The sequence below is a fragment of the Paenibacillus sp. B46(2026) genome (assembly GCF_056786355.1).
Genome location: NZ_CM165907.1, coordinates 3688871 through 3704027, shown reverse-complemented (window position 1 = coordinate 3704027; position 15157 = coordinate 3688871). Strand labels below are relative to the sequence as shown.

15 protein-coding genes and 2 pseudogenes are annotated in these 15157 nt (G+C 42.9%); 4 read left to right on the top strand and 13 right to left on the bottom strand.

Annotated features, from left to right (window positions below; genetic code table 11):
* Positions 1-27: 27 nt before the first annotated feature.
* Positions 28-1023 (bottom strand): S8 family peptidase, encoded by a 996-nt coding sequence (locus tag AC1S8V_RS16480; RefSeq protein ID WP_482069943.1) that lies wholly within the window; start codon positions 1021-1023, stop codon positions 28-30.
* A gap of 208 nt (positions 1024-1231) precedes the next feature.
* Between AC1S8V_RS16480 and AC1S8V_RS16475 the strand changes: the two genes are divergently transcribed.
* The 3 genes from AC1S8V_RS16475 (at position 1232) to AC1S8V_RS16465 (ending at position 2578) form a co-directional block, all read left to right on the top strand.
* A complete protein-coding gene (locus AC1S8V_RS16475; protein ID WP_482069942.1) occupies positions 1232-1468 on the top strand; it encodes a hypothetical protein in 237 nt (78 codons plus the stop codon).
* Positions 1389-1844, top strand: a complete 456-nt coding sequence (locus tag AC1S8V_RS16470) for a zinc metalloprotease (protein ID WP_482069941.1) — start codon at positions 1389-1391, stop codon at positions 1842-1844. The genes AC1S8V_RS16475 and AC1S8V_RS16470 overlap by 80 nt, the downstream gene beginning before the upstream one ends.
* 404 nt (positions 1845-2248) lie before the next feature.
* Positions 2249-2578, top strand: coding sequence for a hypothetical protein (locus AC1S8V_RS16465; protein WP_482069940.1), 330 nt, complete (start codon positions 2249-2251; stop codon positions 2576-2578).
* A 157-nt stretch (positions 2579-2735) separates the two neighbouring features.
* On the opposite strand, the gene AC1S8V_RS16460 is transcribed toward AC1S8V_RS16465, so the two are convergent.
* The 6 genes and pseudogenes from AC1S8V_RS16460 to AC1S8V_RS16435 all read right to left on the bottom strand — a co-directional run bounded on the left by AC1S8V_RS16460 (position 2736) and on the right by AC1S8V_RS16435 (position 6617).
* Positions 2736-3647: a patatin-like phospholipase family protein gene (locus AC1S8V_RS16460; RefSeq protein ID WP_482074505.1), complete on the bottom strand. Its 912-nt coding sequence runs from the start codon at positions 3645-3647 to the stop codon at positions 2736-2738.
* Positions 3648-3873: 226 nt separating this feature from the next.
* A complete protein-coding gene (locus AC1S8V_RS16455) occupies positions 3874-4053 on the bottom strand; it encodes a hypothetical protein (protein ID WP_482069939.1) in 180 nt (59 codons plus the stop codon).
* A 122-nt stretch (positions 4054-4175) separates the two neighbouring features.
* Positions 4176-4752: pseudogene (locus AC1S8V_RS16450) on the bottom strand (helix-turn-helix transcriptional regulator); the annotation flags it as partial.
* A 495-nt stretch (positions 4753-5247) separates the two neighbouring features.
* A pseudogene (locus AC1S8V_RS16445) lies at positions 5248-5760 on the bottom strand (GNAT family N-acetyltransferase).
* 16 nt (positions 5761-5776) lie between these two features.
* A complete protein-coding gene (locus AC1S8V_RS16440) occupies positions 5777-6310 on the bottom strand; it encodes a DUF1572 family protein (RefSeq protein WP_482069938.1) in 534 nt (177 codons plus the stop codon).
* Positions 6303-6617 (bottom strand): PhzF family phenazine biosynthesis isomerase, encoded by a 315-nt coding sequence (locus AC1S8V_RS16435; RefSeq protein ID WP_482069937.1) that lies wholly within the window; start codon positions 6615-6617, stop codon positions 6303-6305. Before AC1S8V_RS16435 ends, AC1S8V_RS16440 begins: the two co-directional genes overlap by 8 nt.
* Positions 6618-6731: 114 nt before the next feature.
* Here AC1S8V_RS16435 and AC1S8V_RS16430 point away from each other — a divergent pair, with 114 nt between their 5' ends.
* Positions 6732-7595 carry a LysR family transcriptional regulator gene (locus tag AC1S8V_RS16430; protein WP_482069936.1) on the top strand — a complete coding sequence of 288 codons (864 nt, stop codon included), beginning with the start codon at positions 6732-6734 and terminating at the stop codon, positions 7593-7595.
* A gap of 1933 nt (positions 7596-9528) precedes the next feature.
* On the opposite strand, the gene AC1S8V_RS16425 is transcribed toward AC1S8V_RS16430, so the two are convergent.
* From AC1S8V_RS16425 to AC1S8V_RS16400, 6 genes are all read right to left on the bottom strand, one after another.
* Positions 9529-10287 (bottom strand): formylglycine-generating enzyme family protein, encoded by a 759-nt coding sequence (locus tag AC1S8V_RS16425; RefSeq protein ID WP_482069935.1) that lies wholly within the window; start codon positions 10285-10287, stop codon positions 9529-9531.
* A gap of 230 nt (positions 10288-10517) precedes the next feature.
* Positions 10518-11090 (bottom strand): histidine phosphatase family protein, encoded by a 573-nt coding sequence (locus tag AC1S8V_RS16420; protein ID WP_482069934.1) that lies wholly within the window; start codon positions 11088-11090, stop codon positions 10518-10520.
* Between the two features lie 153 nt (positions 11091-11243).
* The gene (locus AC1S8V_RS16415) at positions 11244-11777 is read right to left on the bottom strand and encodes a DinB family protein (RefSeq protein WP_482069933.1); all 534 of its coding nucleotides are present in this window, start codon (positions 11775-11777) and stop codon (positions 11244-11246) included.
* Positions 11778-11806: 29 nt separating this feature from the next.
* Positions 11807-12202, bottom strand: a complete 396-nt coding sequence (locus AC1S8V_RS16410) for a VOC family protein (protein WP_482069932.1) — start codon at positions 12200-12202, stop codon at positions 11807-11809.
* 449 nt (positions 12203-12651) lie between these two features.
* A complete protein-coding gene (locus AC1S8V_RS16405) occupies positions 12652-13260 on the bottom strand; it encodes a histidine phosphatase family protein (protein WP_482069931.1) in 609 nt (202 codons plus the stop codon).
* Positions 13257-14540: a gluzincin family metallopeptidase gene (locus AC1S8V_RS16400; protein ID WP_482069930.1), complete on the bottom strand. Its 1284-nt coding sequence runs from the start codon at positions 14538-14540 to the stop codon at positions 13257-13259. Before AC1S8V_RS16400 ends, AC1S8V_RS16405 begins: the two co-directional genes overlap by 4 nt.
* Positions 14541-15157 lie beyond the last annotated feature (617 nt).

The following is a 15157-nucleotide window of genomic DNA, read 5'->3' as shown; positions in this document are numbered from 1 at the left end:
ATTATCCAGCATTTTTGTTCTTCTAGATTAGGCATATTCACTGACATTGACCGGGTGTTGCCGTAAATGTTCCTCCAGCAGCTTGTCGGCGGTAAGATACAACAGACCGTTGCCTTCAACGGATTTAGACCTTCCCAGCGGGATCGTCCGCTTCGTCAATTGGGCGTAAAGCTCCGGCTCGGTTAACTGCCGGTTAAACTGTTCCGCACTTTGGCAGCTATTGATCAGCAGCGCCAATGCCCCGGCTACATGCGGGGCAGCCATCGAAGTGCCGGAAAGAATTTTGTAGGGGATGGATTTATCCTCCGCCAGCTCCAGCGGATACGTCGACTTGATCTCCACACCCGGAGCTAGCAGATCAATTTCATTGTTCATCGTCAGGAATGGTGCCGAATCAGAGTTGAAATTAATGGCTCCCACTGAAGTCGATTCATTGAACCCGGCCGGATAACGAAACTCTTCTTTTCCCGTATTTCCGGCTGCACACACGACTATAATATCGTTGTCCACTGCACGCTTAACGGCATCATGAATCCCTTTGTGGTCAGTTGCAAAAGACAATGACATCGAGATGATCTGTACATTTTGGTCAATCGCATAATGAATCGCCTGGGAAATCCATTCCGGTCTTCCACGCCCTTGACGGTTGAGAACTTTCAGAATCAGCAGCCCCGCTTCGGGAGCAATGCCTACCACGCCGTCCCCATTCTTCGTCGCAGCGATAATCCCGGCCACATGCGTTCCATGTCCGTTGTAGTCCTTGTACACGCGAGGAATTCCATCGTCATCATCGGTGAAGTTCTTACCGCCCATAATCCGCTCGCGTAAATCTGGATGTTCGGCATCACAGCCAGTATCCAGGACTGCGATCATAACTCCCTTGCCATAATTCCCTTGTTCCCAGTATTGCGGGGCCTGGATCATCTGCACGCCTTTCGGGATTTCTTTCACATGCTGCCGCACACTTACCGTTTCGACTGGAGGCAGCTGTACGTCATCTGCATTGCTTACTAACGTTGACATGATTCACCTCTTGTAACAAATTTCAGCTTTTAGCTGCGTGGTTATTATTTGATCATCTTTTAATATCATCCCCTCCTTTTTTTGTTAACGTGTTAAGCCACTGAAGTGCATTTGCTGATTTTCCAAAAGTTAATATGGATACCGTGAGACCCTTGGTTCAGAATATAGTTTGGTTAAAAAATACTCATCACGAAAAGGAGCAACGTCAATGACCGAACCGCAGAAGGCATTGAAGATTTGTGTCATCTTGAAACCCCCTGCTGACAAAAACAACGAAGCGGTGTCCATCGCAATAAAAGAACGGGCAGATAATGCCGTCCCGCTTGAACTGGAAGCCGACGCCTTGGAGAACATGACCGCCCGCAATGAAGTCGACCCCGAGATGGCCGTTATGGTCCGAAAACTGTGGCGAAACGGCAGAAGGCTACGCTTTCGGCTGGTTTGACCAGGATACCGAGGAGTCGGAGTTCGAAAAAACCGTCATGCATGAATTCGGCCATGCCTTGGGATGTATTCATGAGCACCAGAGTCCATCGGCTGGTATCTGCTGGAACGAACAAGTCGTTCTGGAATATTTCAGGAGAAGGGGATGGGACGAGGAAACAACAAGACACAATGTATTGGATAAAGAAAACCCCTTAAATACAAACTTCACTGAATTTGACCGCAATTCAATCATGCTGTATCCTTTCCCGGGTGAATTGACCTGCGACGGAAGAGGTACGCCGTTCAACACCACCCTGTCGGAAACGGATAAAAACTTCATGCGTCAAATGTATCCGGGCGTAGCCACGCCCGCACCGGAGCCGGTCATGGGCTGATAATTCACACTTGGATCAGTAAATCAGATGAACCTGTTCTGAAGACTCCGGCATTGTAGAAACATCCCCATCATTAAGCTGTTTTATTTTATGTAAATAACCCCAAGACCCTTTATCTTGTTCTAAAGGGCCTTGGGGTTATTGTGTTAAGCTTTCGAGAAAGGATATGTGTGAACACCACATTATCCCGGTAAGGACTGAGCCTCACAATTTCCATCGCGGCCTTCCCTCATATTCCCGAGGCCAACAAACGGATTAGTCAAATTACAGGGGCGGAGTTTGGGCCTGCTTATGAGGAGCTTCTAAACGAAGGTAGCCTGGTTCTGGACTCCGAGATTGCAGCAATCGGATTTAATGCTCTGCGTTCACTGGCCCCTGACCGCGCAATCGATCTCGCTTCTGCGATGCAAAAGGCATTTTATTATGATGGCTTAAGCCTTAGCAATCCACAGACGTACTATAAAATTGCGCTGCAGAAAGACCTTGATGCTGATGAAGTGATGAAAATACTGAATGATCCAGCGGCAATTGCCGAGGCACACGCAGAGTTTGCCCAAGTACACCGCCTTGGAGTAAACAGCTACCCGACACTTCTTCTCCGTGATGGAAATGAGTTTATTGCATTAGGCGCGACGATGAATATAGAGGAACTTGAAGAGCGTCTAGCTAGTACAGTTATTGCGAAGCAAACTAAAGAGGATCAATGTACACTGGGTAATAAAGAAGGCTGTTAGTTTGAATTAAGTAAAAAGGGATCTATGATATTGGATGCCCCCCCTATCCGTTATTCTAAATAGGCAGGATATAGGCAATGTTAAGTCATCATGACCACCCGTTCACCGAGTGGTCATGAAGGTTTCTTTATGCTTATACATCATGGGAAAATCATAGTTATTGGTAAATTTTATGTCCCTCCTGCTGTTCTGCAAAGTAAAGTTCCATCGGTGTGATTGCATGATTTTGTCTGAATTTATTCTTGTACGTTTCAAAATCCCAACTTTCCAGAAATTTCGTTGCTGTAACATGTCCTGATGACAGTAAGAAACGCTGGTCTTCTTCCGTCAAATTGAACTTCGTCGTTGTTACTTTTCCAGTAGGAATAAACATCGTTCGTTCTTCCGTATGTTCATCTACATGTCTTTGATCGTGGGCCTGTAACATCGTTTTGAATATTCCTTTGAGTAAAGAAACCGGACCGTTGATATCCATAGATTGGGCATACGTACGCTTTTCTGACAGCCGGAAGCCAAAGGTCGGCCACTGTGGAATCCCCTCCACATCAAAGAGCCAGATCGGAAAGTTACTGAGCATGCCTCCATCCAGCATATAATACGGTTTCTTCTGTAATGGCGTATGCCATAGATAAGGTTTAAAAAAGAAAGGCAGTGTTGTGCTCATTCGCACAGCTGCAGCAATTGGAAATTCAGATGCTTTCAGTCCGTAATGAGGCAAATCATTAGGAAAAACGACGATCTTACCATTGCTTATATTCGAGGCGATAATGGAAAGCTTTCCTTCTGGAAGATCTCCAAACGTTACAATGTTCTTACGTTTCAGCCAATCTGTCATCACTTGCTCTAAAATGTGATTGCTATAGATTCCAGAATCAAATATGAATGGAAGGGTCTTGTTAAACAGAGGCAACCTGCTTATTCCTGTCCGTCCGAGCAGCTTCGTATAATCTAGCGAGCTCATCAAATTCCGAATTTCAGCACTGTTGTAACCGCAGGCTAACAATGTCGCAACAATCGCTCCAGCTGAAGTCCCTGCAATTTTGTTCCAAGTATAGCCTCTAGCCTCCATCACCTCTATGGCTCCCACAAAAGCAATTCCCTTGACCCCCCCCCGCCTTCAAAGACTGCATCTGCCTTCACCTGAATTTCCTCCTTACAAAATGAAATATTTCCTGGTTATTATTAGCTTTGTAAATTAAACTATTCACGTTGAGGATATGTTTGTTATGCTTGCTTCCCCCTTCAATCGGTTAACCCTTGTGCAGAGCGATCCGTTCAATTCCTCCCCAACGGCTTCAAACAGCTGTGATGGCAGACATATCCTCAAGCGTATAAGGAATTTTCGGGCGTTGTCCTGACATAAGTGTTCTGGCGAGGGCTTCAAAATCCAGTGTAGTGTGATGGCTAAAATAGGTAGATAAGTTTGTGTCCCGATTATCAAAATGAATCCCCCTGTATCCTTTTGCCGCCAGCATCTCACAAAATGGAACAGTCCATCGGATCATTTGTGTTCCCGGCCGGCAATCAGGAGCATGGTTTCATGCTTTTCATCGCTATAACTGTCATAAGCAAGATCAATACCGTTAACGTTTAACATATGGTCATATAAGGCAGCATGCAGCACGGTATTACCAAACCGCCATAGTAACTCGTTCATTAGATCCATACTGCCGTCCTCATCACATTGCTTACGGAACTGAGGAACATCAGTAAATGACATTTGTAAATCCTGACTCACAAGACAAAACGCCGAACATCTCGAAAGCTCCTCTTTGTTCTATCCAGTAATTTATCTCGACATCTCCTCTTATTGAGATATGAAAGGACATTCGAGGATAGGCTTTTAAGGAAACGCCTTTATCGCGCGCAGATATCGGCATAGTCCCAAGGAGATTCTTAAACGCCGGTGCGAACGCTTCCGGCGATTGGTATCCATATTTCATAGCAACATCGATTACCCTCGCATCGTTTGCCTGCAGTTCAAAAGCCGCTAATGTCAAACGACGACGTCGGATGTACTCGGATAACGTGATTCCTTTAATGAAAGGGAACATTCGTTGAAAATGATAGGTAGAGCAACAGGCAATCTGCGCTATTTCATCATATGAGATATTGTTCTCCAAATTTGTTTCGATATTATCGATTGAACTTTTCATCCTCTCCAACCAATCCATCGTTCTCCCTCCCTTCGAGTTAAATACTATCGTAAATAAAAAAGACTTTCCTTGCATTTCCTGCACCAAATTGTCAGCATCGTTCGCATCCCCTGAAGACCAATCCCAACAAATCTTGTCTAATTAAGTTCTCCTAAGAACATGTTCTTGTCCAATACGGTAATCGGTAGAAGTTTTTGTCCTCAGCAGCTACTTTCAGTCCGATATTTCGCCTTTTTAATACCTAGCAACCGTGTTTAACCTCTCATCTTCTCAGTTGTCACATAACATTGTGAACATTTTCATGTATTATGGTACTTAATGAATCTTTAAGTGCATGTGATCAATGTTAGATCCCCATCTAATCGGTAATCGGCTTATGATCTTGTCCATTCCGGCAATCGGTACAAGTTCTTGTCCTTGGCTCGGGACAAGAACTTGTACCGATAAAATAAAAAAGCCGCTAAATTAGCGACTTCAATGGGACTATGTTCTTGTCCCTCGACACCTTTGTCTTTAATTTTGTTGTTTTAGCCACTCTTTTTCCAAAATACTCATTTCCCACAGATTCCAATATTCGTCATCAACCTTTCGCGCTTCTCGAAGTAATCCGTCTTTTTTAAATCCAGCCTTCTCGTAGCATGCAATTGCGGAAAGATTAAAATCGAATACGCCGAGACTTACTTTGTGCAATTTTAATTGTCCGAACGCGGTATGGACAACCTCTTGCATCATCCGATGCCCTAAGCCTTGTCCTTTCCAGTCTTGATCCCCGATTATCACTTTGCCTATTCTTCCGGAATTATTGATGCCATCCACCGTTAAATTAATATGCCCGATCACCTTGTACTTGTCTTCTAGTACCACTTTATAGATCAGCGAATCACTTCGGATGTAAGACTCTAGTTGCTGTTCAGTTAATGGATAGCTAAACGTCCTCCCTCCTCATTGAATCATAAACCTGGGTGAATTAATCCAAGCGATGAGTTGTGGAAAGTCGGTGCGTTTAAACGGCTCAAGTCTGATCATGCCCATCCTGCTCTCCTCAATGGTACTGACCCGTGATATGTTCTTGTGTATCTCGCAGCATCTTGGCAAGCACAACGATCTGTCCTGCGTGATATCCATAATGTGCCGATACCTGGATAAGCAGACGACCAATTGCTCTTATATCATAGGTTTCTTCAGTACACATATTCGTTCGGTGCATTCCGTTCCAATCCTCACGGCTATAGCGAATGATAACCTCTCTGGACAAATCGTCGTTCGATAACGCAGCTATAACATTTTCCGATTCCTTTCTAGTTTCCCGAAGAAGGAGAATTAGCTCTTCTCTCGATATTCCTCCGTCCGTCGTGAATTCATGTGTACGCCTTCTGATGAACGGTCTGTTACCGATCGCGCTAACGAAATTCTGATATTCGTTTCCTGCCAAATGCAAACAGAGGTTACCGATGCTATTCATGGAGCCCTTTATTCTTATCCAAATGAGTTCATCGTTCAGCAAGTTCAAGCACTTCTCGATGCGGTCAAGCTGCTTGTTCATGTCTTCCATAACGTGTCTGTTCAGTTCAATCATGAGCTTCCCCCCAATTCTCTGGCAGGCACAAATCCTTCAACTTAAATGGAGAAAATGGAATGATCGTAGCATGAGCACAGAAGTTGATTTTTTCTAGCTGTGTAAAATAACGGACCCGCAAATCAGCCTTCGGTTCGGGAGGCGGCAATAAAAATGCCATCTCCGACAGGTTTAACTGGTTGGCAATCTTATGCATTTCAGTTAATGTTATATTACTAGCATCCGGCACTCCCCAAGCAGGATTGACCTCAAACGCACTGTGGGTAAAAGCATCCACATGATACACTTGAATCTGTCTGATCATCATGACCCACCTCCAACTGCTCTATTGAATTCATCATAATAAATGTCCAATCACGTGTAAAATGAAAAATCACCATATCCTGCATGAAGATCAACTCATGAAAGTCAGGTGCTGAGAATGACTTTGTACCAATTGGAGGTATTTCTAGCCGTCGTTCAAACGGAAAGCTTCACCCGAGCAGGAAAGCTTCTGCATACTAGTCAATCGGGTGTTAGCCATACGATTGCTGATCTGGAGAAAGAACTAGGCATTGTTCTATTTACACGTAATCGCAACAGGGTAAATTTGACAAACATTGGTGAACAAATTCTTCCTCATGTTTTTGAAATAATGGGTCAAAAAGGAAAAATTAATCAAGTTGTGGCTGAGGCAAAAGGAATTAAGAGTGGTATCCTGCGCATCGGTGCCTTCTCCAGCTTTGTGGCTAACATGATTCCAGATATTTTCCAAGTATTTCGTAGCCGCTATCCCGGAATTGAACTACAGCTCTTTGAAGGAAGTTATGCAGAAGTTAATTCCTGGATCAGGACAAGAACAGTTGATCTGGGGTTTCTTACCGTTCCAAGTGATGGACTGGATTTCATTCGGCTCATAAGCGATCCATATGTCGCTGTGTTGCCAGTGAATCATCCGCTTGGAAACCAAGCTGTCATCTCTATGGAGCAACTTACGCACGAACCATTTCTATCACTTAAATCTGGATGCGAAACACTTGTAATGAGAGCATTTCAAGACGATAGGCTTAGTCTAAATAAGCGACTGGTGGTTGTGGGGAATTCAACTATTATTTCCATGGTTGAGGCAGGCATTGGGGTATCCATCGTCCCTTCAATGATTCTACCGGCTGTGCCAGCTAATATCCTGGTAAAACCATTAACCCCTTCCATTAACCGTGTCATAGGATTAGCAGTCCCCTCTCTGGAAGTAATATCTCCTGCTATCGCGGCCTTTATTAAAGAGACGCAAATTTTGCTTACATGAACCTCCTAAATTGCAGATAGAATGGCTCTCGTTTCCCTATAATCCGTTTAAGAATGCAGCAGTAAATAATAGATGAGATAGGGTGAACAGGAGCCTATCTGCTAATCGGACTATGTTCTTGTCCATTCCGGTAATCGATACAAATTCTTGTCCTTAGCTTGGTACAATAACCTTCAGGCTAGTTGGAAACTTAATGTCAATTCCTCCAAATTATTTACCCATATTGTTTACAGCGCTTGCGTCTATTCACATGCGACACAGCCGTAGCCACCATAAGACCTTCGAGGGAGAAGAACAAAATCTTCTCCAGTTGAAACGGCTCCTGAGTTAATTGAGCTAACGGTTCTCGTTAGCTTATTCCCATTCCTTCCAAAAGACCCATCCTCCATTTTTAAGCGAAAAAAGTGATTTACACTGCTTACATCTCAGAATCGAACCAGAAGGATATTTTGGATTATCAATATACAGTTTGGGAACACATTTCTCGCACCCACATTTTGGGCATATTTGTCTCATACTTTTCTTTGTTTTCAATTTCTTACCTCAATTTATTCTTATATTTTCTTTATTTTAGCATCGTTCATTAAACTAAACTGCCCGTTAACTTTAAAAAATGAATATTACTTTACAATTAGTTTTTTTAGGGGATCTGTTCTTAGCTCACACGCCCTCTATTTTAGCGACTTTTTATGGTAATGTGCTCTTTTCAATCGACATAATTCCTTTCATGCAACTGTTTAGATAGCATTCTAATCGGAAATCGGTACAAATTCTTGTCCAACATTGTTCCATAGCCTCCTATACTTATTAGTTATACTTTTTACTGCAACAAAAAAACCGTTAATCATCATATCATTTAACGGTTCTAAAAGTTTAATTCCTTCACATATGCTTCAACTGATTTTTTTTTGTAATGCTTTCTTTTCAACAACATCATGGGTGTTTCTTCTGACTTGTATCGCAACTGATTGAGGGGTATATAGGACGTCATAGTATAAATATTACGTTTGGCACTTTCATGTTGATATGGGCAGACGTATTTAAAAGCCGACACTTCTTCATTTTCTAAATAGTGATACTCAATGGAACTTGATGAGGTATTCTCAACAAAGCTGTATTTCAAAGCTACGTTTGGAAAAGATCGATCTCTCATTGTATTTACTTCGTTCCAAGAAGGCGTGCTAATTTCCGTACTTCTCCTCCCTGCTATCTCCAGCCAGGCATTAAAAAAATTTTCGCTGAATTGAATAACTAATTTTTCAATAATCCAAAAAAGAATTCTTGCATCAATACAATGGTTAACGAGAAAATCATGTTAGACTAGCACGAAGCTCATTCTACAATCCATTCTGATTTTAAGTTTGAGCTCTAAGGTTATAGATCACGTCCCATAAAGATGGCGATCAAAGCAAAAAAGCCGCTACAATATCGACTTTAATAGGAATATGTTCCTGTCCATTCCTGCATCGGTACAAGTTCTTGTCCTTGGCTCGGGTCACGAACTTGCACCGATAAAACAAACAGTCAGCTGCATTCTTTGTTTTATTGTGCTAACGTTTCCCGTTAGTTCAATATCCTAGCATAAGTTGTCGTAAAAGATTAAAACAAAAATTAACGTGAATAATCTAATGTCCTGATGGTACTATCTCCCACCTCAAATTTACTTTTCATAAGTCTCATCTGTGCAGGATTGCCTAATGGGCTAGCGACTTGCATTGGCAATATTTACTCATTAAACTGTTTTCTCATCTTTGTTAAAGTGGATAAGCATTATGAAGACAAAGATATTGAATTACCCTGCCCCCGTTAGCGCAGCGAAGGCAGCCGATCTTAGTCGTCGGCTGCCTTCGGGTCATCAGTAAGCTATAGTTTCCGGATAGTTGAACACCTACCGTCAGCTCAACGACTTGAGCATACTCGATGTGTCGTTTTCTCAAGGATTTGTAAGTGCTACTCTAAAACCAAGATCATCTATTTTGAAATTGGGCATGCTTTTCCTTCTACTCGTAGAACCACAATTGTTCTCCACTTCAGCCCAACTGCCTCCCCTGAAAACTCTATAGTTCCCATATCGTTCAGCATCATATAGATCCCAGCACCATTCCCAGACGTTACCGATCAAGTCATAAAGTCCCCATGGATTAGGAAGCAACTGTCCTACTTTATGAACAGATCCATTGGAATTTCCTTGATACCATGCAATTTGATCAATTCTTGCATACCGATATCCCGTTGATCCTGCTTTGCACGCATACTGCCATTCAGCGTCTGACAGTAATCGAAATCCATTCGCTATTTTGTTATATATTGTGTTCTCACTTTCGTTTGTAACTGCGTAACATTCCATCCTGCCAAGCTTTCTCGATAACTCATTACAGAAAGCAATAGCATCCATCCACGAAACTTCCGTAATTGGTAGCTTACTCACAATCGGCTCTATTTCTTCTTCATGCATGACAAAATGATATAACTGCTGTGTTACTGGATACTTCATTACATGGAATGGCTCTATAGCTTCAGTCCACGTTATAGTCTTTTTACTACTTCCTGGGTTAGATAAAGTGTAATCAGTACTAAGCCATTTATCTGTATTAAGAAAATCGCGTAGTTCAATTGATCCGCCTTCTATGAGTACCATCAAATCCATTATTTCTTTTAGAAAACGTGCCTTGTCACTTCCGTACTTTTCCATATCTTATCCCCCATTCTAACTTACCGCCAACCAAATTCGACCCAGAAACTGTATTATCCTGCTTAATAGTTGCTAACGACGATAAACTCGTCGATACTTTTAGTGTGGTTCACCGCGTCTAATCTTGAAAGTATCCTATCCGTTAGTTGAATAAAGCAACCAATCACAATGATCGGCTGCTTTTTTTGTTTTATTGAGCTAACGTTTCCCGTTAGCTTAGTCCACAATAGCTAAAGGTGTTTAGTACAGTTATATAATTGGCATGCCCACTTGTTGTTAGTGTGTGTAAGAATGGTTATAGAAGTATTATCTATATACGTTTTTTGGAAATGTTGCGGCAAAAGATGTTGTAATGACAGCCCAATCAATGCTCCATGACTTATAACTAATATTCTTTTATCAACATATTCTTTAATCAGTTTTTCGAGAAAAGTTAGACCTCGCTTTGCGACCATTTTGAAATCTTCCATACCAAGATTTTGCTCACGCCAATTTGCTCCCCAACGAGTGATACGCTCTTCCTCGGTGGTGCCCTCAATTAGGCCGCAATTAATCTCTCTAATACGTTCATCATTGAATACGGGTACTCCTAAACATTGCTGAATGATTTCGGCAGTTTGCCTAGCTCTCGTTAGATTACTGGAGAATATAACATCCCATTCTTCGCTTGAAAGTCTTTTTGCCAGTGCAGTTGCTTGCTCTATTCCTTCTTCGTTTAGCGGTATATCAGATATTCCTTGAGCCTTGCTAAGATTATTCCATTCAGTAACCCCATGTCTAATAAGACCTATTGTGGTCGCCATACCTGCCCCCTTAATGACTACAATTTCCCCATCATTGCCCAAACAAATAGTACCTAGTACCACATACTGGAACTAACCTGCCCGTTAGTTGAACAAAAGCAGCCGATGACATTGGTCAGCTGCTTTGTTGGTTTTATGAGCTATCGTTTCCCGTTAATTTAGTGAATTATTACATAAGCCTGCCTCCACAAGCTTCTCGTCCAGTCTTGCCTTTTGGCGCAAATGATGCCTGCTGTGCATGCCAATCATCTCAAACCAATCACGCGCGTTAAGCCAGCCAAACCAGCCATGACGCACCTTGCAAGCCTGATTCGTTCCGCGAACGTGTTCCTCCCAGTATCTCATTTTTTTTAACACCTGCTCTAGACCGGTTATGATCTCTTCCTTACTATTGGGGTTACGGGTCCTGTTGACTGGTTCCTCAAGTTTCACACGGACATCGGGCCACACTTTTTCGATAAACGCCTTCGTTCCGACTTCAGTCTTGCCTCCATGTTTTTCTTGAGTCTCCATCGTACAAGTTTGAATATGATCGATGTACTCTTCTGCCACATCGATCACGTGAATATACATTTGTCCAATCGACCAAACGTCTTCCTGGAATTTATATCGCAACTGGTCTATCGTATATCCAGCCAGGTTTCGCTTATATTGCTCGATAATAGCCACGGAATCATTTTTTAACATAAGGTTTTCACCCCATCACATAATAGTCGTTAAAGCACCTGCGCTATCTCCCAAATATGCCCGTCAGGGTCGGCAAAACAAGCCTTCCGCCGCCCCCAAGGACGCGTTATTGGCCCATTTAACAATGTAACGCCCCGTATTTCCAACTCGTTGCATACCCGGTCAACGTCGGGCACTTGGATTGTAAACAGGAACCTTGCACCATCCTCGACACGACCAAACTGAGCCGGATCAATCAATTCTCGTGCATTTGATTGATTTAAGAGGTTTATGCATGTATTTCCGTAATCAAATACTGCACAGTTTTCGTCTTCGTATTGGATTAATAGTTGAAACGACTCTTGGTAAAACGTCTTCGACCGCTGCAGATCTTCCACAAATAATGTGATTTCGGTAATTTTATTCACCCAGCCAGTTATCTCCATCTACATCCACTTCTATCATTTATTAGAAAACTTTCGAATCATTCCGGCGTTTGCTTGTTCGTTCCTTCTACTCTACATCCAGTAACTCAATTTCGCTTGGTTGGAACTTTCTGTATGCAATATGTGTTTCGACGTTCTTATTCAACTAACCTGCCCGTTAGTTTAATGAATCGAGGAGCAAGATGCCGATTAGATATACGCCTAATCGGAAATCGGTACAAGTTCTTGTCCTTGGCTCGGGACACAAACTTGTACCGATAAAATAAAAAAGCCGCTATAATAGCGACTTTAAAGGGAGCGTGTTCCTTTAATGTTACAAAGTTCTTTTTTTATATATAATGGAAATTAACTAGAGTCGCACCTTCTTCATAGTAAGGTCTCGATTCGCTTATTATAGGGTTCTCATAGTTTGTAGCTTTGTGTCACTGTACAATCCGAGTAATGACTACTTAGACTTCCTGCTCGCGCTCAAACTGTTCTCCGTTCCAACGTAGGATTCTCATGCTGGCGTTTCCTACTTTCTCGCTTAACTTGATATCGTCTATCCTTTTCTGTGTAGCGGAAATCAGTAGCATGTTCACAATAACAGAATGTGTTACGAGCAGAAAGTCACCCCCGTCCCCAGCGAAATCCCTTTGTATCTTTGCTAAAAGCCTGTTTGTTCGGAACGCAACCTCTTGAAAGGTCTCCCCTGTGGCGGGTTTGTAATGTTCCGGGTCATTACGGAATGTCTCATAATCCGCTGGGAATTTAACTTTAATTTCCTCCCAAGTAAGCCCCTCCCATAACGGGACATCCATCTCGGCAAGATCTGTCAAGGTCTCCACAGCCACAGGTCCGACGATAAGTTCAGCCGTCGAGCGTGCTCTGAGACTGGGGCTGGAAAATACTTTACGCCACTGCACATCCCTAAGCTTCACGGCAAGCTTATCTGTCTGCTCACGGCCTAAGTCACTTAGGGGAGAGTCATTACGAGACTCCAGAATCCCGTTTGCATTGGCGATGCTCTCGCCATGTCTTACGACATACAGTCTTAATATGGAAGTTTTCAGAGTCACTGAAATGTAACTCCCACCTTGGCCGGATCGTAAGCCAGTTCTTCAATGATATGGGGCTTCGTCCAGGCCAGTGAGTTAGCCGCTACTGTAGGAGCCAGAATCTCCCGCCAATCGAAGCAGCCGATGATGGTCTGTTGGTATTTGCCTCCGCTGATCTTCCGATCAGCATCAAGGATGTTCTGCAGCACTTTACTATAGGTCAACTCATCCGGGCTAGTCTGCTTCCAGGCTTCGGCCATCAAGGTGCCCAAGAAGTCCCGCGCGTCAATCAGGCAGTCCTTAAATTGCTCCTCGTTGCCCGCATACAATTGTTCAAATTCTTGCTGGATCGCTGCTGCTTCACTTGGATTGTGGTGGGTATTATAACTTCGTCTGCCCAAATCCGCAGATATCAGACTCCGCTCGATCAGAGCAATTTGGAAGACCTCAACCAGAATATCAAATACACCTCCGGTAAAAGGTTCCGATAATGCATGCTCTTCCCGTCTCCAAGGATCGTGCTCACTTCTCTCTCTAACATCGGACAGCTTGCGGTCATTAAATGCCAGCCGGATAAAGCGGTTTAACCCGAATTCCCCCAGCCTGGACAATTCATTCTCTGTAAACAGATTGCCGCTTGTATGCTCAAGCAGCTCGTTGAGCACAGTGTTGAAATGCAGCGAAGCCACGATTGCGACTAGATCCCCGAAGGCTTCATGATGACCATGATAGTCCTCCGTATCATTTCCATTGCTTGGATATCCAATGATTTGATCCTTGATAAAGTGGCCTTCTTCATGCGAAAGCACATCAAAGTTCTCACAATATGGATATCTTTGTCCCGCATCCTCTGCGTAACCGAATTCAAGAAAATTGGAGCCGGCCTGTGCATTGTTCCAATCAACCAGCGGAATAAGAAGTAGTTTCTGCGGCGGAGTAATTTTAATCTTAAAATAATCTTCCCATATATCCTGCGTTCTTCTGATGGTAGCAAACATTGCAGCAGCTGAGAACTCACGAGATCCGGGCTGCACATGATCGAAATGCCCCTGCGCGTCCGGCTGAAGCGGCGGATTACGTCTTCCGGTATAGGGAGGGCCCTCTCCATTGCGATAAGGTCGCTTTCCGATTGCGTCAATGACGTACTGCCGGTCATCCTCCGGGCCAGCTTGAATGGAACCTGGTTGAGCATTTAAATAAATAACCTCAGGCTTCTGAAATCCTTGAATACCTCTAAATTGCGGATATACCAGAAATCTAGTCCCCTGCTCTCTCACTTTCCGATCCAATTGTCTGGACACAGTGCATAACTCCTTTATTTAAGTATTCACGGTAACTCACTTGAGGAATAACCGCTTGTGAAATTATTCCCTTAATTCCTCTTTCCATTACACTTGTCCTGTGCTAAATTCTGGGCCTTAGAATGACAGTGTGAAAGGCTTCCTTACCAGCTCAGATCACAAACTCACTTCCTTCAGCAATATCTTAAAGACCCGAACTAATATTAGGGCATGTATAGGTCTCTTGGTTTTCTAATGGTAACTAGCAATATTGGTTACCATTTCTTTCTTTCTTTATCAAGCTATCCATTTAACGTTCGAAGATTTCAGATACGATAACCTGATAATATGAAAAGCCGCTGTTATAACGACTTGGAATGGTACAAGGTTCTTGTCCCCCGACAAATTTTACCATAGTGACTTGTTACTTCTTCTAATAACCTCTGGTACCTCGAGTTTGAATACATATTACCATGACATTGCTCATTTGAATGAGATCCTTTCAACAAGGATCGAAATTGATCAATAGTAAAGTTAACATAATAAGGTTCAATACAAAGATCATATGCCAAATCAGCTGCCCTATAGTGCCCACTATGTATATAATAACTAATCATAGTATCGTTAAATTTCCATAT